The sequence below is a fragment of the Spiroplasma endosymbiont of Cantharis lateralis genome (assembly GCF_964030855.1).
Classification (GTDB): domain Bacteria; phylum Bacillota_I; class Bacilli_A; order Mycoplasmatales; family Mycoplasmataceae; genus Spiroplasma_A.
In genome coordinates this window covers 642263-666213 of record NZ_CAXIQF010000008.1, presented here as the reverse complement: position 1 = coordinate 666213, position 23951 = coordinate 642263, and the positions used below count along the sequence as shown (strand labels likewise).

At 25.7% G+C, this 23951-nt stretch carries 25 protein-coding genes, 1 other RNA gene and 1 riboswitch; of the genes, 7 read left to right on the top strand and 19 right to left on the bottom strand.

Annotation, left to right across the window (positions count from 1 at the left end; translation table 4 throughout):
• Positions 1 to 18: 18 nt before the first annotated feature.
• Positions 19 to 483 carry a 23S rRNA (pseudouridine(1915)-N(3))-methyltransferase RlmH gene (locus AAHM99_RS05425; protein WP_342275650.1) on the bottom strand — a complete coding sequence of 155 codons (465 nt, stop codon included), beginning with the start codon at positions 481 to 483 and terminating at the stop codon, positions 19 to 21.
• A gap of 90 nt (positions 484 to 573) precedes the next feature.
• Here AAHM99_RS05425 and AAHM99_RS05420 point away from each other — a divergent pair, with 90 nt between their 5' ends.
• The gene (locus AAHM99_RS05420; protein WP_342275649.1) at positions 574 to 1473 is read left to right on the top strand and encodes a hypothetical protein; all 900 of its coding nucleotides are present in this window, start codon (positions 574 to 576) and stop codon (positions 1471 to 1473) included.
• Between the two features lie 61 nt (positions 1474 to 1534).
• Here AAHM99_RS05420 and ffh read toward each other — a convergent pair whose 3' ends face one another.
• A complete protein-coding gene (ffh, locus tag AAHM99_RS05415) occupies positions 1535 to 2878 on the bottom strand; it encodes a signal recognition particle protein (RefSeq protein WP_342275648.1) in 1344 nt (447 codons plus the stop codon).
• Positions 2879 to 3035: 157 nt separating this feature from the next.
• On the opposite strand from ffh, the gene AAHM99_RS05410 reads away from it, so the two are divergent.
• Positions 3036 to 4343 (top strand): hypothetical protein, encoded by a 1308-nt coding sequence (locus tag AAHM99_RS05410; RefSeq protein ID WP_342275647.1) that lies wholly within the window; start codon positions 3036 to 3038, stop codon positions 4341 to 4343.
• Positions 4344 to 4576: 233 nt separating this feature from the next.
• Here AAHM99_RS05410 and rny read toward each other — a convergent pair whose 3' ends face one another.
• From rny to AAHM99_RS05380, 6 genes are all read right to left on the bottom strand, one after another.
• Positions 4577 to 6103 (bottom strand): ribonuclease Y, encoded by a 1527-nt coding sequence (gene rny, locus AAHM99_RS05405; protein WP_342275646.1) that lies wholly within the window; start codon positions 6101 to 6103, stop codon positions 4577 to 4579.
• A 157-nt stretch (positions 6104 to 6260) separates the two neighbouring features.
• Positions 6261 to 6701: a lipoprotein gene (locus AAHM99_RS05400; RefSeq protein WP_342275645.1), complete on the bottom strand. Its 441-nt coding sequence runs from the start codon at positions 6699 to 6701 to the stop codon at positions 6261 to 6263.
• Between the two features lie 158 nt (positions 6702 to 6859).
• On the bottom strand, positions 6860 to 7900 hold the full coding sequence (gene recA / locus AAHM99_RS05395) for a recombinase RecA (protein WP_342275644.1): 1041 nt from the start codon (positions 7898 to 7900) through the stop codon (positions 6860 to 6862).
• Between the two features lie 45 nt (positions 7901 to 7945).
• A complete protein-coding gene (locus AAHM99_RS05390) occupies positions 7946 to 8398 on the bottom strand; it encodes a CinA family protein (RefSeq protein WP_342275643.1) in 453 nt (150 codons plus the stop codon).
• A 34-nt stretch (positions 8399 to 8432) separates the two neighbouring features.
• Positions 8433 to 8786: RNase P RNA component class B (gene rnpB / locus AAHM99_RS05385), an RNA gene on the bottom strand.
• Positions 8787 to 8813: 27 nt separating this feature from the next.
• Positions 8814 to 9143 (bottom strand): DivIVA domain-containing protein, encoded by a 330-nt coding sequence (locus AAHM99_RS05380; protein WP_342275642.1) that lies wholly within the window; start codon positions 9141 to 9143, stop codon positions 8814 to 8816.
• 84 nt (positions 9144 to 9227) lie between these two features.
• Here AAHM99_RS05380 and AAHM99_RS05375 point away from each other — a divergent pair, with 84 nt between their 5' ends.
• The gene (locus tag AAHM99_RS05375) at positions 9228 to 9713 is read left to right on the top strand and encodes a Holliday junction resolvase RecU (protein WP_342275641.1); all 486 of its coding nucleotides are present in this window, start codon (positions 9228 to 9230) and stop codon (positions 9711 to 9713) included.
• Here AAHM99_RS05375 and AAHM99_RS05370 read toward each other — a convergent pair.
• The 6 genes from AAHM99_RS05370 to AAHM99_RS05345 are packed head-to-tail and all read right to left on the bottom strand — an operon-like array spanning position 9688 to position 14296.
• On the bottom strand, positions 9688 to 10239 hold the full coding sequence (locus tag AAHM99_RS05370; protein WP_342275640.1) for a DnaD family protein: 552 nt from the start codon (positions 10237 to 10239) through the stop codon (positions 9688 to 9690). The genes AAHM99_RS05375 and AAHM99_RS05370 overlap by 26 nt on opposite strands.
• 55 nt (positions 10240 to 10294) lie before the next feature.
• Positions 10295 to 10570: an HU family DNA-binding protein gene (locus AAHM99_RS05365; RefSeq protein ID WP_342275639.1), complete on the bottom strand. Its 276-nt coding sequence runs from the start codon at positions 10568 to 10570 to the stop codon at positions 10295 to 10297.
• Positions 10571 to 10588: 18 nt separating this feature from the next.
• Entirely contained in the window at positions 10589 to 11593 is a 1005-nt protein-coding gene (locus tag AAHM99_RS05360; protein WP_342275638.1) for an NAD(P)H-dependent glycerol-3-phosphate dehydrogenase, read from the bottom strand.
• Positions 11594 to 11597: 4 nt separating this feature from the next.
• The gene (der, locus tag AAHM99_RS05355; RefSeq protein ID WP_342275637.1) at positions 11598 to 12911 is read right to left on the bottom strand and encodes a ribosome biogenesis GTPase Der; all 1314 of its coding nucleotides are present in this window, start codon (positions 12909 to 12911) and stop codon (positions 11598 to 11600) included.
• A gap of 27 nt (positions 12912 to 12938) precedes the next feature.
• On the bottom strand, positions 12939 to 13601 hold the full coding sequence (gene cmk / locus AAHM99_RS05350; protein ID WP_342275636.1) for a (d)CMP kinase: 663 nt from the start codon (positions 13599 to 13601) through the stop codon (positions 12939 to 12941).
• Between the two features lie 5 nt (positions 13602 to 13606).
• Complete coding sequence (locus AAHM99_RS05345; RefSeq protein ID WP_342275635.1) at positions 13607 to 14296, bottom strand: hypothetical protein; 690 nt, start codon at positions 14294 to 14296, stop codon at positions 13607 to 13609.
• A gap of 135 nt (positions 14297 to 14431) precedes the next feature.
• On the opposite strand from AAHM99_RS05345, the gene AAHM99_RS05340 reads away from it, so the two are divergent.
• Positions 14432 to 14572, top strand: a complete 141-nt coding sequence (locus AAHM99_RS05340; RefSeq protein WP_339034621.1) for a hypothetical protein — start codon at positions 14432 to 14434, stop codon at positions 14570 to 14572.
• A 302-nt stretch (positions 14573 to 14874) separates the two neighbouring features.
• On the opposite strand, the gene mreB is transcribed toward AAHM99_RS05340, so the two are convergent.
• Both mreB and AAHM99_RS05330 read right to left on the bottom strand, forming a co-directional pair.
• On the bottom strand, positions 14875 to 15897 hold the full coding sequence (gene mreB / locus AAHM99_RS05335) for a rod shape-determining protein (RefSeq protein WP_342275634.1): 1023 nt from the start codon (positions 15895 to 15897) through the stop codon (positions 14875 to 14877).
• A gap of 78 nt (positions 15898 to 15975) precedes the next feature.
• Positions 15976 to 16800 carry a hypothetical protein gene (locus tag AAHM99_RS05330; RefSeq protein ID WP_342275633.1) on the bottom strand — a complete coding sequence of 275 codons (825 nt, stop codon included), beginning with the start codon at positions 16798 to 16800 and terminating at the stop codon, positions 15976 to 15978.
• Positions 16801 to 16916: 116 nt separating this feature from the next.
• A riboswitch (FMN riboswitch) is annotated at positions 16917 to 17035 on the top strand.
• A gap of 98 nt (positions 17036 to 17133) precedes the next feature.
• Here AAHM99_RS05330 and AAHM99_RS05325 point away from each other — a divergent pair.
• The gene (locus tag AAHM99_RS05325) at positions 17134 to 17838 is read left to right on the top strand and encodes an ECF transporter S component (RefSeq protein ID WP_342275632.1); all 705 of its coding nucleotides are present in this window, start codon (positions 17134 to 17136) and stop codon (positions 17836 to 17838) included.
• A 50-nt stretch (positions 17839 to 17888) separates the two neighbouring features.
• Here the strand turns inward: AAHM99_RS05325 and AAHM99_RS05320 are convergent, their stop codons facing one another.
• Positions 17889 to 19241, bottom strand: a complete 1353-nt coding sequence (locus AAHM99_RS05320) for a hypothetical protein (RefSeq protein ID WP_342275631.1) — start codon at positions 19239 to 19241, stop codon at positions 17889 to 17891.
• Positions 19242 to 19400: 159 nt separating this feature from the next.
• On the opposite strand from AAHM99_RS05320, the gene AAHM99_RS05315 reads away from it, so the two are divergent.
• Positions 19401 to 19964 carry an inorganic diphosphatase gene (locus tag AAHM99_RS05315; RefSeq protein ID WP_342275630.1) on the top strand — a complete coding sequence of 188 codons (564 nt, stop codon included), beginning with the start codon at positions 19401 to 19403 and terminating at the stop codon, positions 19962 to 19964.
• Positions 19965 to 20032: 68 nt separating this feature from the next.
• On the opposite strand, the gene AAHM99_RS05310 is transcribed toward AAHM99_RS05315, so the two are convergent.
• Both AAHM99_RS05310 and AAHM99_RS05305 read right to left on the bottom strand, forming a co-directional pair.
• Positions 20033 to 20821: a hypothetical protein gene (locus tag AAHM99_RS05310; RefSeq protein WP_342275629.1), complete on the bottom strand. Its 789-nt coding sequence runs from the start codon at positions 20819 to 20821 to the stop codon at positions 20033 to 20035.
• A gap of 41 nt (positions 20822 to 20862) precedes the next feature.
• Positions 20863 to 21882 (bottom strand): fructose-bisphosphatase class II family protein, encoded by a 1020-nt coding sequence (locus tag AAHM99_RS05305; RefSeq protein WP_342275628.1) that lies wholly within the window; start codon positions 21880 to 21882, stop codon positions 20863 to 20865.
• Positions 21883 to 22000: 118 nt separating this feature from the next.
• Between AAHM99_RS05305 and AAHM99_RS05300 the strand changes: the two genes are divergently transcribed.
• Positions 22001 to 23905 carry a M13 family metallopeptidase gene (locus tag AAHM99_RS05300; protein ID WP_342275627.1) on the top strand — a complete coding sequence of 635 codons (1905 nt, stop codon included), beginning with the start codon at positions 22001 to 22003 and terminating at the stop codon, positions 23903 to 23905.
• The last annotated feature ends 46 nt before the right edge of the window (positions 23906 to 23951 follow it).

The window sequence follows — 23951 nt, the reverse complement described above, 5'->3', positions numbered from 1 at the left end:
ATCTAATTTATTTTTTAATTATTTATGATACTTTTGGTTCTTATTTATTTTAAACCCTCTATAAATTTGTTCCAATAAAATTATTCTTACCAAATTATAAGGTAAAGTGATTAAGCCAAAACTAATTTTATTATTATGAATTTCTCTAAACTCTTGACTAAATCCATCACTTGGACCAATTATAAAACATATTTTACCATTTTTATAATTTTGATTTTCCTCTATAGTTTCAGCAATTAATTCAGAACTATATTGTTTAGAGTTAATATCTAATAAAAAGATTTCATAATCTTTACTTTCTTGTAATTTTAAATTAATATTTTGCTCATTTTTTACCATATTAGATTTTATATCACCATGATCGAATTCATTAATTTCAATCATCTCTAAAATACAATGCATTTTAAGCTTATCAATGTATGCTTCATATACTTCTCTATATTCTTTATTAACTTTGTTAAAACAAATTATTTTTATTTTCATATTTACTCCTAAAACCCCTATAATTATACACTTACATATTTATTCAAAAGGAAATATGATAAAATATAACTATATTTTGGAGGATATTTTATGGCTGAAAAAAATAAATTTTATTCAATTTTAGACTACAGACCACAATTTGAAAACATAGTTGATGCACTTGTGCCTGATATTCAATTTTCTTATTCTGCTATTATGAATAATTCAACTATTCAAACATATTTTAATATGATTTCACTTGAATATTATGGATATGAATACTATCAATTATTGAGATTAAATAAATTAGAATTTAAAGTTAGTGAAAGAGCATTAAACTTAACTATTTTAGAAATGGTTTATAATATTATTACACAAATCATTGCAAGAAAATGAAGGTATTCTGAGTATATTGCATATGATATGTATATATTACCTTTACGTATTAAAAAATATATTAAGGCAATGAATTATGAATTTATAGAGTATGAAACTGCAGGTAAAAAACCAATTCTAAAATTAGTTGGACAACCTTCAAGAATTGTTGTTGAAGAATTAGTAGATGAATTTCATGATGATAGATTAAACTATGTTATAGAACAATTTAGATCTACTGGTGAAGATGAAGTTGAAATGAAATTAATATTATTTAAAAGCATTTCTCTTTTCGCTCATGAGGGTGAAGCATTAATTTATCAAAAGTTTGGAAAATATTTTGCAGAAAATTATTTTAAAGATGTTAAAAGTTTAGAGGCTTATAAAGCAGAGAATTTATCTGCAAAAGAAAAAAAACATGTATCTAAAATTATTAATGATATCTTTAATATAACTTTACTTTCAGTCTTATTAATGTCAGACGCAATGAAAACTGGTGTGTGAAAGAAAATGAAAGATATTGAAAAAAGAAGATTAGAATTAGAAAGTACTCAAAAAACAATTGAAGAAGCTAATAAAAAATTACAAGCTATTTCTAAAAGAGAAAAAGAGATAAAGAAAATTGAAACTAAATAAAACTCTCTAAGGTATTTTAATAAAAGAAAACTTATTAAAATATATAGGGAGTTTTTTTATTTTAAAATTTCATTCCTCCAAGATTTGGCATTTTTCCAGATTTAAGTGATTTAGTTAATTCAATAACTTGCTTTTTACCTTTATCAAATTGATTTAAAAGCTCATTAAATTCTTTTTCTGTTCTACCTGAACCTTTTAAAATTCTTTGCTTTCTAGTTATAGCTTTTAGAAGTCTTGGTTCTCTTCGTTCTTTTAATGTCATAGAGGTCATTAAAATATTTGCAACTCAAAGTTTTTGTTGAGCTTGATTAATTTGTGTTTCACTAACTTTACCATTTAATCCTGGAACCATTTTCATAATTCCTCCAAGATTTCCCATTTTTGCAACTTGCTCCATTTGATTTCTTAAATCTTCTAAATCAAATTGACCTGCAAACATTCTTTTCATTGTTTTTTCCATTGTTCTTTGGTCAACAACATCAGCTGCTTTTTCAAATAATGTCTCAACATCACCCATTCCAAGAATTCTATCAGCCATTCTTTTTGGGTAAAATTCAGCAAGAGCTCCAATTCCCTCACCTTCTCCAATAAATTTAATTGGCAATTTTGTAATATCAGTTATTGAGAATGTTGCTCCCCCTCGAGCATCTCCATCAAGTTTTGTAACAATAACTCCTGTTAATTTTAATAAATTATTAAATTCTTGTGACACGTTTATAATATCTTGCCCAGTCATTCCATCAACAGTAAGAATTATTTCCTGAGGAGAAACAGCTTTTCTAATTTCATTAAGTTCATCCATTAATTGTTTATCAATTTGCAGACGACCAGCAGTATCTAAAATTATTACTTCATACCCATTTTTTTGAGCATAATCAACTGCTTGTTTTGCAGTTTTAACAGGGCTTTGTTTACCTTGTTCAAAAACATCTAGATTATTTTTTTGACCTAATTCAACTAATTGATCAATAGCTCCTGGTCTATAAATATCTAAACCTACCATTAATGTTTTCTTTTTATTTTTTTTGGTAATTAAATGGGAAAGTTTACCAACTGTTGTTGTTTTACCAGCACCTTGCAAACCAACCATCATAATAATTGATGGCTTTTTATCTATTTCTAATGGTTTATTTGTTTTTCCTAAAATTTCAACTAGTTCTGCGTGAACTATTTTAACCATTTGTTGATCTGCTCTAACACCTTGTTCAATAAACACACCTTGAGCTTTTTCTTCAATGTTTGCTATAAACTTTTTAACTACATCAATATTAACGTCTGCTTCTAAAAGAGCTAATCTAATTTCTCTTAATACATCTTTTACATTATCACTATTTAAAGTAGTTTTTTTTAAATTCTTTTCAATAGACTTTTTCATTCTATTGGCTAAAAAATCTCCAAATCCCATAGTTTCACTCCAATCTCAATTAATTATAACAAAAAACACCATTTTTGAAATGCCAAAAAATAATTATAATTTTCTAAAATATGAGTAATAAGCGATTATGTCCCTACATATTAACAAGCGACTTTGTCCTCCTTTATAATCAATAAATGGAGGTTTTATGAAAGGACTACTATTAAATACCATGAAACAAGAACAACTAAGATTAATTAAACAATTATCTTTAAGAAAAGACTCTATTAAAAATACAGCCTTTAAATTAGGTTATAGTGTTAGACACACAAGAAGAAAACTTAAGGAATATCAAGAAATTGGAGCAAAAGCTTTTATTCATAAAAATACAAATAAAATACCTATAAATAAAATTTCACAGTTATTTAAAGATGAAATAATTGAACTATTTCAAACAAAGTATTATGACTTTAGTATTAAACATTATTGAGAACTAACTTGAAAAAAGAAAATAAGTTACTCTGCAATTAGGCACATATTAATAGAAGAAAATATTTTAATTGAGACTCTTAACAGAAAAACAAAAAAAGATATTCGTAAAAATTTAAAGGCCGGAAACCAAGAAAATTTAACAAGCGAGTATCTTTCAAAATCAATTATAACAAGCAAACCCCATCCTACGCAAAAGAAAATTGTAAAATTTGGAGAGATATTTGAAACTGATGCTTCAAATCATCAGTGAATTAAAAATTTAAAATGTCATTTGCATATTGTAATTGATAAAGCTAGTAAAAGAATTTTGGCAGGCTATTTCAGCGAACAAGAAACTACTGAAAGTTATTATAATATCTATAAAAAAGCCTTTAAACATTATGGTTTACCAAAATTAAATGTTAGTGATAATCGAAATGTTTTTAGTAGTAAAAATAATCGTGATCACTTTGGTGATAGTGTTTCAAATACACAATTACAATTTATTTTTCACTCTTTAGGAGTAAATACAAAAACAACTTCAATTCCCCAAGGAAAAGCATTAGTTGAAAGAACTTTTGGAACATTACAAAGAAGATGACCTCAAATAATTAGACTCTTAGATTTAAAAAATATTGATCAGTTAAATGATTATTTACCCTATCTTATTCAAGAATACAATCAAGATTTTTCAATACCTTTAGACCAATTAGAATCAGTAACTAGAAAGTTTGATCAAGATGAAGATATTGTTTTCTCTTATCGAAGTGAAAGAATTATTGATAATGGTCATAGTATTAGTTTTAAAAAAGATAAGTGATTTATATGTAAGGGTTATACTCCAATTTACTTTAAACCAAAATTAAAAGTAATGATTATGGAAACAATAAATAAAAAACATTATGCATTAATTGGAAATGACATTTACAATCTTATTCAAGTTGAAGATGAACGCTTACATGGAAATATTAAAACACTATCTAATGAAGAATTTGAAACTACTAAAGTACCCAAAATTGACTCTCCTTGGAAAGCAACTAACTAATATTTTTTTGATAGAAAAAGAAAAAATACAAGATCTATTTATTAGATAAATCTTGTATTTTGGGACATAATCGCTTATTATCTACATGCCAAAAAATAATTATAATTTTCTAAAAAGTAATAGTGCAAATTAAATAAAATTAAAGTTTCTATAAATTTAAATTTAAAAACGCTAGTTGAAACTAGCGCTATAAATTTTAAGACAGGAATTTAATTTCCTTATTTAACATTATTTTATAATCTTATAACTTCTCGTTTTTCACGAATTATAGTCATATAAATGTCTCCTGGAGTCTTATTTATTTTTTGAATGTTTTCTTTTAAATTTAAAGATATTTTTTTCATACTATAATCATCTACAACAGATGGATTTACCATAACTCTTATTTCTCTTCCTGCTTTAAGAACATAAACTTTAAGAACACCTTCTTGTTGTAAACAAATATCTTCAAGTTCTTGCATTCTTATAAAATATTGATCTGCATCATTATTTCTAGCTCCTGGTCTTGCAGCACTCATAGTATCTGCTATAGCTACAATTTCTGCATAGTATGTTTCTTTTTCAACATCATTATGATGTGATTCAACTGCATTAATTATTTCAGATTCTAAATTATATTTTTTTAGAATATCTACTCCTAATTTTACATGACTTCCTTCTTGCTCGAAGTCCACAGCTTTTCCAATGTCATGTAAAAGACCAGATTTAAGTCCTATTTTTTCATCAAGACCCATCTCTAAAGCAATTTTTCTAGATATCTTTGCAACTTCAATTGAATGCTGCAAAGCGTTCTGACCGTAACTATGTCTAAATTTTAATTTACCTAGCATTTTAACTATTTCTTCAGGTAAATCATCAATATTTAAATTTAATAGGACTTCATTTCCAATTTCCAAACAATGTTTATCCAATTTTTCTTCTTGAATTATTAATTGCTCTTCAATTGTAGCAGGATGAATTCTTGCTGTTTTTATAAGTTCGCTTAAAGTTAAATATGCAATTTCTCTTCTTATTGGATTAAAAGAAGATATTGTTACCCTATTTGGAGTATCATCAATAATTAAATCAACACCTCCATAAGATTGAAATGTTTTTATATTTCTTCCCTCTTTACCAATAATTTTCCCTTTTCAAGAATCATTTTCAATCTCAAAAAAAGTTGTATTTTTTTCAGAAGTGATTTCAATATGACAACTTTGCATTGCATCAATTAATATATCAGAAGCTTTTTTTTCAGCTCTAACTTTTAATTTATTTTCATAATCTTTAATTTTATTTGAAAGCTCATTTAAATATTTATTTTCTACAATATTAAATAACTCTGTTTTTATTTGATCTTCAGTTAAGTTTGAAATATTTTCAAGAGCTAACTGAAATTTCTTTTTTTGAATGGCTAATTCATTTTTTATTTTATTTGTATTAATTTTGTCTTGAATTAGTTCTTCTTCTTTCTTATTCAAAATTTCTACTTCTTCAAAGAATTTTTCTTTTTTTTGTTTCAAATTTTTAGTTTCCATTAAAATTTCTTCTCGGATATATTCAGCATCATTTTCAGCATTAAGTTTTATTAAAGCTGCATCTGCTTTTGCTTCCGCTAGAATTTTCATTTTAACTTCTTTTGACTCGTCTAATGTTTTTTTGAAAATGTATTTGCGCTGACGAGACTTAATTAAATATACTATAACTGTACCTAATACAATTAAAAGCACTATTAAAAAAGATATTATCGCAATATACACATGTACTAAATCATCGTTCATAACTAGCATTGTTCTCCAATCCTAGAAAAGCGTGGCGTTGCCTTATGCAACTTTATTATTTTACATTAATTAATAAAAATAGTATAAATACCCGACAAGATTTTACAAATAAATAAAATAAATAAAAATTAGAATAATTTTTATTTATTTTAAAATATTATCCAACATGTAGTTCAACTTCAAAAGTAAAACTCTCAGCTGATCAATTAAAAGAAGAATTCTCATTAATTGATTGGGCTTTTTTATATGTAATAATATAGTGAATATGTTGATGTGAATGTTCTGCTTTAGAAATTATATTTTCATTAAAACTAAATGAGCTATTTTCATTCTCTTCTTTTATTGCACTAACAAATAAAATTTCAAAGTTTTTTGTAGGTAAAATTGACTCATCCATAATTACATTTTCAACCTTTTTTGCAGCTTCTTGAATTGCATTAATTGCTTCCTCTTCTGTTTCAACAACTACTTTATTTAAAACTCTCTGCAAATTTTTTACTGTATTTTCAATAGAGTTTACATTATTACAAGCAATAACACTTGTGCTAGCTGTACTAATAAGTCCAAATGATCCCAATAAAGTTAAGATTTTTTTCATATATTTTTTCCTCTAATTTCTATTTCTAATATTTTATTAGATATAAAAATTATAAATTAGATTCATTATTTTTATTTATAATTTTTATAAATAAAAATAATTTAAATTCTATAAAAAATTTTAAAATAAAAAAAACTGTATTAAATACAGTTATAAATTTATTCAATACTTTCTTTAAGTTTAGCTTGAATCTCCAAATGTTTTTCTGGATTGTTATTAAATCATTCCCTCACTGATTCTTTTCCTTGACCAATTTTTTCATCGCCATATGAATATCAAACTCCAGCTTTATTTAAAATATTATATATTGTAGCCATTTCAATAATTTCAAGATCTTTTTCTACACCTTTATTATATGCAATAGTAATTTGACAAGTTTTAAAAGGTGGCGCTACTTTATTTTTTACAACTTTAATTTTAACTTTATTTGCGGTTGCCTCACCATTTGTAGATATTGTTTCTCCTTTTCTTACTTCTAATCTTATAGATGAATAAAATCTTAAAGCTCTTCCACCAGGAGTTATTTCAGGACTTCCAAATATTACACCAACTTTTTCTCTCAATTGATTAATAAAAATTACTGTAGTGTTAGTTTTAGAAACAATACCATTAATTTTTCTTAAAGCTTTGGACATCAATCTTGCTTGTAAACCAATTTGTTGGTCTGACATTTCACCATCTAGTTCTGCTTTAGGAACTAAAGCAGCAACAGAATCAACTACAACTATATCAATAGTATTTGATTTAATTAACATTTCTAAAATGTCTAAAGCTTGTTCACCTGAGTCAGGTTGAGCCACCACTAAATTTTTAATATCTATACCAATATTTTGAGCATACTTTGGATCTAATGCATGCTCTGCATCAATAAAAGCTGCCCTACCATTATTTTTTTGTGCTTCACAAATTGCATGTAAAGAAAGTGTTGTTTTACCACTTGATTCTGGTCCATAAATTTCTATAATTCTACCCTTAGGATATCCTCCTACACCAATAGCTCTGTCAAGTAAAAAACTACCTGTTGGAATAACTTCAATTGCTGAATTAGCTGCATCTCCTAATTTCATAATTGATCCTTTTCCAAAAGTTTTTTCAATATCTTTTAATACACTTTTAAAAGCAGGATCATCATAAATATTATTATCACTCATATTTAAAAGCACCTCATTTGTATTTTTTTCTAATATTTTTTCTATCATATATTTTCCTCCTCAATTATCATTATCGACAATAAGGAAATAAAATTAAATTTCTAAAATTTTATTAATAATGAATTCACTTGCTCTAAGTTTATACTCTTCTCTTGGAATATCTTCTTTAATAAGAAATTTATAAATAAAATTCTTATTTTTAAATCTAAACCCAATAAAACTTAAACCAGATTTGTTATCTTCATATTTTGGTGGAGCATAACCTGTAAAACCAATAACAATATCTGAACTTATTTTTTCACTAGTTTTTTCTAACATTAAAGCTAGAACTTCTTTTGAAACAACACTATATTTTTTAATTACTTCTATATCTATTCCTAAAATTTTTGTTTTAAAATCATCTGAATAACAAATAAATGAGCCCTTGAAATATTCACTAGCTCCAGAGATATTTGTTATTTGATTTGCAAAATATCCCCCTGTAAATGACTCACAAGTAGATAATGTTAAATTATTTAATTTTAAATATTCAAATAATTTTTTCATATACAAATCCTTAAAAAATATAGTGAGATTAAATTATCATAACCCACGTTTTGTAACACTTACGTGCATCAACTATCTATCTATCGCTTATGCATGCGATCCCAAAGGCTTGTTGAATTCCTCGCCCTTAAGCTCCTCTACCAAAATTTGAGTTTCTTGCTTGTGGAGTTTACCCGTTCCATTTCACTATTTCTAGCTAATCGTCTCTGTGGCACTTTAAAAAGCTTATCATAGGCATAAATGCCCTTAGACTATACTTAAGTCGTTACCAATAAATTGGTACCTAAAGTTATTTTTTTCTCTAGCACAAACACTACATTCATCTCAGAATGTGCAAGCGTGGAGTTTCCTCTATATTATTTTTCAAATATAGCAGTTGATTCAAAGTTAATCTCATTGTTTATTTTATACTAAATTACTTATTATATCTCTCTTTTTCTAAATTAGAAATTCTCTTAATAAGATCTGAACTATTTAATCCTGCTCTTGCTAATGCTTCCATTTGACTTTCACTTAATTTTAAAGTTGCCAATGTTTCTGTTAATTCATTTGATAATCTATTAATATTTTCTTTTAAAGTTGCTATTTCCTTTTCTTTTTTAATATTTTTTTCTTCAAAAAATTTATAATCTTCTGCTATCATATCTAAAAAAGCATCAACTTCTTCTACTTTATAACCTTTATATTCAACTTCAAAATCTTTATCAATAATTTCTTGTTTAGTTAATTTTATAAAATCTGCCATTTTTTATGCCCCCATTTAGTCTAATTGTATCTCATTTTATAATTTTTTGTAAATATATATCGACTAATATATTTGGGTGAGATTTTGATATTAAAAAATAAGGGAATGTATCTAGAAACTATTATAAATAATAGTATAAGTACTATTGAAGAAAATAATGGTTTCATTTATAAAATGCCAATTAATAATAATATTATTTCAATTAAAGATAATATCATCACAGCAAGATTAAATAAGAACTATTTTTGTGATTATATTGGTTTATGAAAAGGAACTTATTTAGAATTTGAAGCCAAAGAATCTGAGAAGGACTATTTTAATTTGAATAATCTTTCTTCACAACAATTTGAAAAATTAAGATTAGTAAATAAAAATTATGGTTCAGCTTTTCTATTAATATATTTTCATTTATATGAAAAAATATATATTATTCATATAAATGAATTAGAGAATATAAAAAGTAAAAAAATACCCTATCAGTATTTCAAAGATAATTTCTTAGAAATAAGTTTTTCAGGTATTAGTTTTAATTTTAATGATATTTTTAATCATTTAATCAATTATACATAGTTATTTTTACAGAAGTTTCTTTTGACTTATCTTCTAGTTTCTTCAACAAATCTTTAATATTATTAATTTTACATTCATCAATTATTGACATAATCTTTGGTTTTGAAATACCAAGTTCAATAAAATTTTCGATTTTATCTATTTCATTATCTGTAAGTTTATAGTCAAACAATTTCTCAATAAAGTTATATGTATTATCATTTCTTAATTTAGAATGTTTTTCTTCTAACTCTACGAGCAACCTATTAAATAAAGGTGTAAGATCAAGGATAGTTTTTTTACCTTTTTGCTCCAATTTAATAATTCGATTTTTTAATAGCAAAGATATTTCTTTTTCAATTTCTTCTTTTGAAAGCATCATATGTTCTGCTATTTGTGAAGGTGTAAAGTTTTTTTGGTCATCATTTGATAACTCCATAATTATTAGTAAAATAGCTAATTGATTTTCATTAATTTTAATTTTTGAATAATTTAAAATTAAAAGAGTTTTTTTGCTTATTAACCCTGTTTTAAAAAGTTCAAACATATTTTTTTACAAAATTAAAACTTGCTATTTGCAAGTCTTTTAAATTTTGTTCTTATTATTTAGCTACTGCTTCTTTTAATTGTTTAGCTACTTTAAATTTTGTTACTGTTGTTGCAGCAATTTGGATTTTTGCTCCAGTTGCTGGGTTAACACCTTCACGTGCTGCTCTTTCAGCAGTAACAAATTTACCAAATCCTGCTATTGCAACTTCTTCTTTATTAACTAGAGCATTTACAATTTCGTCAAATACGAAGTTAATCATTTTTTCAGCATCAGCTTTTGTATTACCAAATTCTAATGAAATTTTTTCTGATAATTCTTTTTTTGTCATGGCTATACACCCCTATCTCTATACTACCTTAGCATGTTGGAAAAAATCATTTACTAACGCACTAGGCTTATGATTATTGTATAGTATTTTATATAGTATTTCAAACATTGGTACTTTAATTTTATATTTCTGGCTTATCTCATAAGCTAACTTACAAGATAAAACTCCTTCAACAGTATTCTTATGAGAAATTAAAACAGTCTTTGCATCATCTTTTTGAGCAATTTGAACTCCTAATGAAAAGTTTCTTGATTTTAATGATGAAGCAGTTAGGATCAAATCACCAAGTGTTGCAAAATTCATAAATGTTTCTATTTTAGCTCCAAAGTGTTTTGCTATAGTATATATTTCTGTATTTCCAATTGTAATTAATGATGCTTTTGAATTATCTGCTGCTGAAAAACCATGCAACAATCCTGCAGCAATTGCAACACTATTTTTTAATGCTGCTGCAACTTCACACCCAACTACATCCGTTGTGGGCTTTACAATAAAATATTCATTAGAAAATAAATTTGCAATATATATAGCAGTTTTTTCATCTTCATTACAACTCATAACACAAGTTGGTTTTCTCATAATTACTTCAATTGCAACAGAAGGTCCATAAATTGCACCATAAGATTTCATAACATCTTTACCTTGAAATCTTTTTCTAATTTTTTTACTTAATAAATCAAGATTTTCTTCATCTAAACCTTTGGCTACATTTATTATATGCATTTCACGCTTTCCAAATTTTATTACATTTTCAATTGCATTATCTAAAGCAAAAGTTGGTACACTTAAAATTACAATATTTGCTTTTTCCATGGCTGCTGCAAAATCTGTTGTTGCCTTTATATTTGAATTAATTAATAAGTCCTGAAAGAATTTAGAGTTCAAATGATTATTATTAATATCTTCAACTTGAGTTTCTTCAATTCCATACATAATTACATCATGACCATTGTCTGCTAAAACATTAGCTAAAACTGTTCCATAAGCTCCAGTCCCTATTATTGCTATTTTTTCTTTTTGCATATTATTATTTCCTTTCTCTAAAAATTATAGTTATTGGTACACCACTAAAATCAAATTGTGAACGAATTTGATTCTCTAAAAATCTTTTATATGAAAAGTGAACAAATTCAGGATTATTTACAAATAAAACAAATGTTGGTAAGTATGCTTCAACTTGAGAAGCATAGAATATTTTCAATCTACCTCCATTATGATTTGGAGCAGGATTAATTAATTGAGCCTTATTGAAAACTTCATTTAATAAACTGGTTCTAATTCTTTTTTTAATATTTTTTTGAACTAAATCCACAATATCAAATATCTTATGTATTCTCTTATTTTCTTTTGCCGAAATAAATAAAACCTTTGCATAATTTAAATACTTGAAATAAGCCTTAATTTCTTCTTCTTTTCTTTTCATAGTATTGGTTTCTTTATCTTTAACTAAATCTCATTTGTTACCAATAATTATTATAGGTTTATTTTCTTCAAAAGCAAAACCTCCAATATTTGTATCATGATCTTTAATATTTTCACTCGAGTCTAAAATTAATAAAACAATATCTGACTTATTAATAGTACTTATTGATCTTAAGTAACTATATTTTTCAAGATTTTCATAAATCTTACCTTTTTTTCTCATACCAGCAGTGTCTATAATTGTATAACTATTTCCATTATATTTTATTTTACTATCCACTGCATCAACTGTTGTTCCTGCAATTTCAGAGACTATCATTCTATCTTCACCAACTAATGAATTTACTAAACTTGATTTACCAACATTGGGTCTTCCAACAATTGCTAGTTTAAGCTCATCACTTTCCTGACTTTCATCAAACTTTGGAAAACTTTCAATTATTTTATCTAGTAAATCTCCTATTCCAATACCGTGAGTAGAAGATATCATAAATGGCTCACCAAAACCTAAAGTCATAAAAGTAAAGGACTCATCAAATTGATCTTTTTTATCATATTTATTGACAGCAAGAATTACAGGTTTATGAGTCTTATAAAGTATCTTAGCAACTGCTTCATCTTCTTGAGTTATTCCATCTTTATAATTAATTGCAAAAACAATAACATCTGCTTCTTTAATTGCAATTTCTGCTTGCATTCTTATCTCTTTTGAAAATGGACTATCTTGTAAAGTTATTCCACCCGTGTCAACTACAATAAAAGGTAAAGTTAGTCATTCAGCTTTACCATACATTCTATCTCTAGTGACTCCAGGTTTATCTTCAACAATAGCTTTTTTTTCTCTGATTATTCTATTAAAAAGTGTAGATTTACCAACATTGGGTCTTCCAACAACTGCTACAATTCCTTTTCTTGCCATAAACTACACCTCCTTAAAAAGTAATTACTATTTAAGTTTTTCTATTTTGTTTAAAATTAATCTAATTACTTTATTTATGTTTAATTTACTTGTATCTAAATATCAAGCATCAGGCGCTATTTTAAGTGCGCCCATTTCTCTTTTTTTATCATAATCATCTCTTTGTTGAATTTGTCTTAAAATATCTTCATAAACATTTGGTTTTATTTTTTTTCTCTTATTTTGATTAAATCTTCTCTCTGCTCTTGATTCAACTGAGCAATCAAAATATATTTTTAATTCTGCTTCTGGAAGAACAACTGTAGTAATGTCTCTTCCAATGACAATATTGTTTTTATTTTGGGTCATTTTTCTTTGAGCCAAAACCATAAATTCTCTTACCTTATTATTTTTTGCTACATATTTAATATTTTCTGCAACATCATAGTCAAAAATACTTTTTCCATAATCTATATTATTTACTAATATAGATTTTTCATTTATATATTCAAAATTAAAGTTTTTAATTTGTTTTTCAATCTCAGCATCATTTAAAAAATCAACTTTATTATCTAAACAAAATTTTGTAAAAGCTCTATACATAACTCCAGTATCTATAAAATTCATTTTCAACTTTACAGCTATTCTTTTCATAACTGAACTTTTACCAGAACCTGCTGTACCGTCTACTGCAATATTAATATATTTCAATTACATTATCCTCCTATTACAAATATTGGAATTATTATTGCTAAAAACATTAATACTGTTAAAACAATTAAAATTGGTAAAACTCATTTAAATCGATATTTTTTTTCTTGTAATTTTCAGGTTTTCAAAACTCTATTTAAACCCTTTTCATTTTTTTCACTAACCTCTATTATCATTTGTTGAGTACTTCTATTATCTTTACTTCTTACTTGTTGAACGGTTGTCATTGAAATGTCTTGAGGATTAGTTTTTAATCAAGCTTGTTTTTCTTTTAATTTATCAATATTTCTTTGAAAATTTTTATCGTTTGCTTGTAAGCTATTATACAAATTCACATACTTATCATTTCTTAGGTTAAGTGAACTTTCATCTTCTTCAACTTCACTAATAAAATTTTTATTAACTTGATTTAAACCAATTTTTTTAAGTTCTGATATTTCCAATTTCATTTCATATTTTAAATCTTCAGGAAATAAACTTGATGACTTATCTCTATCTAGATAAGGTTTCTCAAATTCGTGTTTTGCATCAAAAATTGATAACTTTTCTTTAAAAAAATCTAAATCTATCATTTTCAGTTTTTCAAAAGTTGAATGTATTACTGATTTTTCATCTTGTATATTTTTTTTATAAGCTATTTCCTTTTTCACTTTTTCATGAATTGGCTTATTACGTTCCATTCTTGTTAGGTTCATCTTTTTTTCACCCCATTAACTTATATATTATAAATTAAATATGGAAATAATTGAAATTATTGTTATTATATTAAAGAAAAGGAGATGGTTTTTATGAAGAAAACTTGAATTGATAAATCAATGTGTATAGGATGTATGGCATGTGTGCAAATTGATGAAACTGAGACTCTTTTCATGGATGATGATGGTTTCGCTGAAGCAAACGAAAATGATCTAGAATTAGTTGAATGCCAAATGGTTTGTCCTACAGGCGCAGTTAAAATTGGTGATGAATAAAAAAATTCTCAAAAGAGAATTTTTTTTTATTCATTTATTTATTAATATTTTATAATAATAACTTATTTAATAAAACTCACTCATTAATAGTCTATTAAATTTATTTATTACAACTATAAAATAATTAGCCTTTTGGACAGTCTAATATCTTTTCTTATTTTTTTGATAATGTGAAATTATAATTTCTTATAATTTCAAAATTATTATATCATAGTTAAAAAAATATTATAATTTTTAATTATAATTTAGAATTTTTTCCACTATAAGTGAAATAAAAAAACCCTAATAATAGGATTTATTTATTAATAACTTATTTCTTCTTTTACTCTTCTTAATTGATCAAATACTTCTGATTGATATTTTTTTGTTCCATTAATAACAGCTAATAAAGGTTGTTCTCCAACTTTAGTTGGTAATTGTAAAGTATCTCCAACATATTTTGCAATACCATTAATTAATGCTGTTCCACCACATAAAACAATTCCGTTTCTGAAGATATCTCCAGCTAATTCTGGAGGTGTCATTTCAAGAACTTGAACTACTAATTCAATAACTCTTGATAAAGGAACTTTTAATACTTCTCTTAATTCTTCTGGTGTAATTTCGATTTCTCTTGGTAATCCAGAAACAACATCACGTCCATAAACTTTCATTGATTTTTCATCAATAAATTTAGCAAGTGAACCAATATTAATTTTGATTATCTCTGCTGTTTTAATTCCAATTTCCATTCCATATTGTGCTCTTATGAATTTTAGAATTTCTTCATTTAAATAGTTACCTGCTATTTTAATAGATTTTGAAATAACTATATCTCCAGATGAAATAACTGCAACGTCAGTTGTTCCACCACCCATGTCAACAACAAGTCTTCCTGTAGGAGCATTAATATTAACTCCCCCACCTAAAGCAGCCATTTTTACTTCTTCTTCAATAAATACTTCTCCAGCACCTAAACTAATTGCAATTTTTTTAAGCGCTGTTTTTTCTAATTGTGTAATTGCTGAAGGACAAGCTAATAACATTACACAATTTTTAAGAGCTTTTTCTAATCTAAGTCTTGCAAAAATATAATTTAATTGAGCTTGAGTAGCTTTGATATCAGTAATAACACCATCAACCATTGGTCTAACAATTCTTAGGTTTTTATTTCCTTTACCAATCATTTTGTATGCTTCTGCTCCAACTGCTACAATTTTATTTTCCTTAATTTTGTAAGCTACTATTGAAGGTTCATTATAAACTATTCCGTTTCCCTCAATATAAACTAATGTATATGCTGTTCCTAAGTCCATAGAAACAAATACTGGTTTTTTTCCTGCCATTTTTTTATTTACCTCACTATTTTCAACTTTCATATACATTCTATCAAATAAAAGGTCAAAAATTCAAAAAATTTATTTTTACTTGTAAAAGTGATTAATTTTTTTAACTTGAGGTTCTATTACTGCAAATAATGTATAGCAAATTGAAAATCTAACTAATTCTATTGCTGAAATAACACCTATAAATATTCCTAAATTTTCTTTTATACTTGTTCATTCTTCTGAATGAGTTTCATGATACGAAATAATAATTCCTGTTGCAAAATGATTATGAGTATGACCGTGATCACTATTTGTTGTAATGTATAACATTAAAAATACTAATAGTGTGTAAATTATTGTTATTACAGGTACATAGATAACTATTGGTGTTCATCTTTTAAATCTATCAACACTTTTAATTGGATGTTTATGAATACTTGAGTTTCTAAAAATAAAGTAATATACAAATCACATCAATCAAATTGATGCAAAGTATCCAAAACTATCAATTACTAAAGTTAATGGATTGTGAGCATCAATTAAATGAATAAATGGTACTATAAATGCTATTAGCCCTGAAAATATTGGTCCAAGTGCTGCAAGCGATAATGTTATAACTAAAATATCTAATATTCTAAATGGAATTGACACACCAAATAATGGCATTTTATCTAAAAACTGCTCATACAACATTTCGAATGCTGACAACGCTACAGCTAATGCTAAGAAAACTCCTGTTAGAGTTATTTTAAATGTTAAATTTCTACGACTTGTAAATAAGCTATTTTTTCAATGAAAATCAGCGTCATTTATATCATCGTGGTTACCTAGAGAATCAAAGTGGTGTTCATCATGATAATGGTCTTTTTTACCCTCTTTTACATCATCATGATCTGGAATTTCATGTTTTTTATTTTCCATATTTTTTCTCCTTTTATTATTCAAAAATATTATATATTAAATTATAAAAATTATAATTAAAAATTATAATTTTTATAATTTTTACTTTTTTTATTTGTTGTTTATAATAATAATGTGTGTATTTTCGGGGCAAGGTGAGATTCCTTACCGATGGTAATAGTCCATGAACTTGTAAAAGAGTTGATTCAGTGAAATTCTGAAACCGACGGTAAAGTCCGGATGAGAGAAAATACCATAGCATTTTTATAAACTTTTTAGTTTGTATTTTTGTTGTATACTAAGTGCCCTTTTCTTTTTTTAATAGTAAGGGCTTTTTATTTCAAAGGAGTTAAAATGGAAAATACTTATAATTTCTGAGGTCATAAATATGACTTTGCAGAAATAAATAGATACAACTGAAGAATGGTACTAAAAGATAATTTTGTTCTAGATATAAAAAGAATATCTTTATTGGCTATGCTTTTTGCAATTGAAATACTTTTTACTATTATAAGTAAGTACACTGTTGGTGGTTTAGCAATAGCAGAAGCTTTTACAATAGAAATATCTTTAATTGGAATTTTATTTATATATCTAACGACAAATGTTTTCTACGCTGCCATATTTAATATTGCAGCAAATTCACTTAGAATGGTTTTACCTCTTCCAAGTAATTACGTTGGTGTCCTAGCAATGACTATCTCTGATTTAACATTTATAATATCTTTTGCAATAACATTTTTTCTATTAAAGAAAATTATACTATTTAAAATTAAAAGAGAGAATCAAATGAAATGATATCTATTATTGATAGCTATATCAGGAACTTTTGCAATTATGATTTCTGCATTTATTTCTCTTATTTGTAATCAAAATTTTATTTTTGAATGATATGAAGTTTTATATCCTGGTATTGTTCCTGAAAAGAATAGTTATGGGTGAAATATTTTGTTATGAACAGGATTTGGAGTTTCAATTGCCAAGTTAGCAGTTAATCTAATTATTTTTTTATTGACTACTAAATTACTTGTTAAACTTATCAATAAACATTTATTTTAGAAAGTATTGTGTAGATAATAAGCGATTATGTCCCAAAATACAAGATTTATCTAATAAATAGATCTTGTATTTTTTCTTTTTCTATCAAAAAAATATCAGTTAGTTGCTTTTCAAGGAGAGTCAATTTTGGGTACTTTAGTAGTTTCAAATTCTTCATTAGATATTGTTTTAACATTTCCATGTAAGCGTTCATCTTCAACTTGAATAAGATTGTAAATGTCATTTCCAATTAATGCATAATTTTTTTTATTTATTGTTTCCATAATCATTACTTTTAACTTTGGTTTAAAGTAAATTGGAGTAAAGCCCTTACATATAAATCACTTATCTTTTTTAAAACTAATACTGTGACCATTATCAATAATTCTTTCACTTCGATAAGAGAAAACAATGTCTTCATCTTGATCAAATTTTCTAGTTACTGATTCTAATTGGTCTAAAGGTATTGAAAAATCTTGATTGTATTCTTGAATAAGATAGGGTAAATAATTATTTAATTGTTCAATATTTTTTAAATCTAAGAGTCTAATTATTTGAGGTCATCTTCTTTGCAATGTTCCAAAAGTTCTTTCAACTAATGCTTTTTCTTGGGGGATTGAAGTTGTTTTTGTATTTACTCCAAGAGAGTGAAAAATAAATTGTAATTGTGTATTTGAAACGCTATCACCAAAGTGATCACGATTATTTTTACTACTAAAAACATTTCTATTATCACTAACATTTAATTTTGGTAAACCGTAATGTTTAAAGACTTTTTTATAGATATTGTAATAACTTTCAGTAGTTTCTTGTTCACTGAAATAACCTGCCAAAATCCTTTTACTAGCTTTATCAATTACAATATGCAAATGACATTTTAAGTTTTTAATCCATTGATGATTTGAAGCATCAGTTTCATAAATTTCTCCAAATTTTACAATTTTCTTTTGCGTAGGATGGGGTTTGCTTGTTATAATTGATTTTGAAAGATACTCGCTTGTTAAATTTTCTTGGTTTGCGGCCTTTAAATTTTTACGAATATCTTTTTTTGTTTTTCTGTTAAGAGTCTCAATTAAAATATTTTCTTCTATTAATATGTGCCTAATTGCAGAGTAACTTATTCTCTTTTTTCAATTTAGTTCTCAATAATGTTTAATACTAAAGTCATAATATTTTGCTTGAAATAATTCAATTATTTCATCTTTAAATATTTGTTGAATTTTATTTACAGGTATTTTATTGGTATTTTTATGAATAAAAACTTTTGCTCCAATCTCTTGATATTCTTTAAGTTTTCTTCTTGTGTGTCTAACACTATAACCTAACTTAAAGGCTGTATTTTTAATAGATTCTTTTTTTAAAGATAATTCCTTAATTAATCTTAGTTGTTCTTGTTTCATGGTATTTAATAGTAATCCTTTCATAAAACCTCCATTTATTGATTATAAAGGAGGACAAAGTCGCTTGTTAATATGTAGGGACATAATCGCTTATTACTCATATCAATAAACATTTATTTTAGAAAGTATTGCTATACTTGAAATAATTTAATATAAAATAATTTTATAAAGGAGAACTTAATGATGGAAAAAAATGTAATTAAGATGATTGTTGAAATACCAAAAGGTAGTTCAAATAAATATGAATATGATATTAATACTAATGAAATTAGTTTAGATAGAGTTTTATACGGAGCTAATTTTTATCCAGGAGAGTATGGATTTGTTCCTGAAACTCTTGATTGAGATGGAGACCCATTAGATGTTATAAGTCTTGTAACATACCCTACACTTCCTGGGGTTGGAGTTAATGTTAGAATCTTAGGATCAATCAAAATGATTGATGCTGGTGAAATTGACACTAAACTATTTGGTGTATTTGCAGATGATAGAAGATTTGATTCATATAAAAAAATAGAAGATGTTCCTCAACACTTGAAAGATGAAATTGAAAATTTCTTTTTACAGTATAAAGCATTACAAAAAAAAGAAGTGAAAATTAATGGTTGAGGTTCTGCAAAAGAAGCTATGAATGAATTAAAAGAATGTAAAGAAAGATATATTCAATACAAGGATAGATATTCTAAACCTGGTGGCAAAGAAGAAATTATGGCTGAATGAAAACAAAAAGGTTTAGGCCAAGGATAAGAAATAAAAAATGAGATTATAAAGTGGATACAATTTTGGTTCACTCTATTTATCTCATTTTTTTATTTTTAAAGTAATGTGAATGGTCCAACAAATTTTAAATTTGAGGTTTTTGAATTAAATCTAAAGACTTTAAAATCTATTTTATTAAACTCTTTTGCATAAATTCTTGCTATCGAAATATCTTTTTTATAACTTTCACATTCGTTTTTTACAAATTGAATAATTTCCATTTCATATTTTTCCTCTAAGCCATTTTTTAAACTATTTGAAAAAAACATTAAAGTAACAATAAATAAAAATGAACTAATAGAAATAAATTCAAATATTGGTTTTTCAAAAATGAAAATTAAAAATTTGGAAGGATTTTCTTTAATGATTGATGTCTTATCTAAAAAAGAAAAAACTATTGCAATAATTAAAGTTGAATAATAAATAGTATATAGAAATAAAGGTATTCACTTAACTATTAATTGAAATTTTTTTATATCTTTATCTTTTTGATAAAGCTTAGTATTAAATCAAATACTTGCTAATATATAATCCAATTCATATCCAACGCTTGGCATTATTCATTTTGGTATTACTATCTGTTTTTTTCTTTTATTTATCATTTGATTAATTCTTGAATAGCTTTCAGTTTCACCATAAATAACATTTAATTCTTCTGCTCTCAAATATACCTTAAATTTAGAGATTATTGAATCAATTTTTGAACTTGAAATATTGCTATCTGCTGTATTTATCTCATGGATTATTATTTTATTTAAACTAAAAGTATTAAAAATTCTTATAGTTATTAAAGAAATTAATGATAATCCCAATGCAATTAAAAGTATCTTATTTAAAGAGTCCATAAGTTCACCTTTCTTTAAAATAATTATATAACTTTAAAATACTATCTTTTATATTTGTCAAATAAAAATTTAATTTCCGGTTTTAATGAATTTACTTTTTTTACATCATAAATACTATTAAAGTTTCTAACTATTCCATGGGAAGACATGAAAGCATTTACATAGAATTTACCATTTTTATAGTCTACTGGTTTTAAAGTTCCCCCTGCAGTTAATCCTGCGGCAAAAAAACGAACTTTATGATCATCAATCAAATCTAAATCATGTAATATTGAATCAAAATCAAGATTATACTTTTCTAATCAAGCACCTTCTTTGTTTTGTCTCTCAAATGTTTCTAACTCATTTGGTCAAACTTCTTCGTATCTTACAAGTCTTGATTGCATTTTACAGTCAGCTGAAATTGCAAGAGCTGCCATTAGTGATCCCTCCGGTGCTCCCCCAATTCCATAAACAAAATCAGCTTCTCCATTCACAACATCAATTGCTGCCAATACATCTCCATCTTGGATAAGTCTTACGATTATTCCCATATCATTCATTTTTCTTATAATTTCTTGATGACGTGGTTTATCTAAAATAATACACTTCAAATCTTTTCTTTTAGCTTGAATTTGCATTGCTTCAATCGAATAGACTACTCCTTTGGATAAATTAATGCTCTCCTTAAATTCTGTGCTAACAAAAAGTTTTTCCATATACATTTCGGGAAGTTGCAACATTGTATTTTCTCTTGAAAAGGCAATTGTTGAGATACTTCCAGCATAATTATATGCCGCTGGATGAGTCCCCTCGACAGGGTCTACACTAACATCATATGTTAAAACGCTAGGATCTTCTAAATCACCAAGTATTTGACCTACAAATAGCATAGGAGCTTCATCTAACTCTCCTTCTCCATTTACTACTTTTAATTTAAATCCCTTTTCATTTTTTAACATTACTTGAAAGGCTTCAACTGCAGCTTGATCTACTAAGTTTTTGTTTTTTTTACCAATATATTTATATGAAGCAATTGCAGCTACTTCAACAGTTCTTAATAAAATAATATCGCGATTCATTTTGAATACCCCTTATATAAATAATTATAACAAAATTATCTAAATCTACTTTTAGCTCTTTTGTATTGTTTATTTCCTTATTAGTCTATAATCTAAATTGTATAAAGGAGATGTATTTATGTCAAAAAAAATAAGAGCACAAGATAATTTCTTTGACTATATGAATAAGGAATGAATTGATAAAACTGAATTGCCAAGTGGATATCCATCATGAGGTAGTTTTGAGATGTTACATAAAAAATCAATGGATGATATTAAAGAATTAATTTTAGAGTTTAAAACTAAAAAGTCAGATTTAAAAGATGATCAAGAAAAAATAACTAATATTTTTGAAAATTACTTAAATGTAAAAAAAAGAAATGAGCAAGGAATTACTCCAATAATGGAGATTATAGAATTAATTGATTCATTAAATTCAAAGGAAAACTTTACTGATTTTTTAATAGAGTCTTTTAAAAGATTTAATATATCTTTTTTTCATTCAAAAGGAATAGACTCTGATTTTAAAGATAGTAATAAAAGAGCCTTAATGATAGGTTCAATGGGTTTAGGTATGTCAGATAGAGATTTTTATGATGAAAATCACCCAAGACATAAAGATATTAAAGCTGCTTATAAAATATATTTGGAAGATATTTCAAAGGCTTCAAAATTACAATTTAAGACAAAAAGTATTTTTAATTTAGTTTATAACTTTGAAAAAGAAATATCTCAAAGTATGTTAAAACAAGAAGAATTGAGAAGTCCTGAAAATATTTATAATGTTGTTAAAATAAGTGATTTAAACAAATACTGTTCATTTATTAATTGAGATAAGTATTTAACTCAAACAAAATATGGAAAAGCTGAAATATTAATATTATCTGAACCTAAATTTTTAGAAAAATTAAATGAAATGCTTAATAAATTTGAATTAGATGAATTAAAGGATTTCTTAAAAATAAAAACTTTAATTGCCTTCTCATCTATATTAAGTTTAGATTTATATCAAATAAATTTTAATTATTCAAGTATCTTTAGTGGTGTTAAAGAAATGAAACCTGAAATTGATAGAGCTGTTGAATTTACAAATTCAAGATTGGGAGAATTATTAGGAAAAGAATATGTAAAAAAACACTTTTCACAAGAAGCAAAAGAAGATGTTCTAGGAATTGTAAAGGACTTAATTAAAGTCTATTCAAAAAGAATAAATAATTTAGAATGAATGAGTAAAACTACAAAAACAAAAGCAATTGATAAATTGAACTCGTTTACAGTAAAAATTGGTTTTCCAGATAAATTTGAAGACTACTCAAAAATTGAAATTAGAAGCTACGAACAAGGCGGGAATCTATTTGAAAACATTAGAAATCTTTCAAAACACTTTATTGAAAAAGAGTTAAATGAAATAAATCTTCCTGTTGATAAAACAAAATGATATATGAATCCTCAAACTGTTAATGCTTACTATAATCCAACCTCAAATGAAATTTGTTTTCCAGCCGGAATATTACAAAAACCATTTTACGATATTAAAGAACCAAGAGCTAAAAATTTAGGTGGTATTGGTGCTGTAATTGGTCATGAAGTAAGTCATGGATTTGATGATGAAGGAAGTAAATTTGATAAAAATGGGAATTTTGAAAACTGATGAACCGAAGAAGATTATAAACAATATAACTTAAGAACTCAAAAATTGGTTGAGCAATATAACTCATATGAAATTAATGGAACTAATGTTAATGGAAAATTAACATTAGGTGAAAATATTGGAGATCTAAGTGGAGTTGCAGCAGCCCTAGATATTTGTAAGGCTCAATGTAAAGAAGATATAAAACTATTCTTTGAAAATTATGCAACTATTTGAATGAGAAAGTCTACTGACGAATTAAAAAATACTCGTCTTTTAATAGACCCTCACTCACCTGAGGAATTTAGATGTAATGGAGTTTTAATAAATATCGATGAATTTCATAGTGCTTATGAAACAAAACCAGAAGACAAAATGTATCTTGAAAAATCAAAAAGAATTAAAATTTGATAAAATAAAAATCAATAGATTAGTATCTATTGATTTTTATTTTTTTAAA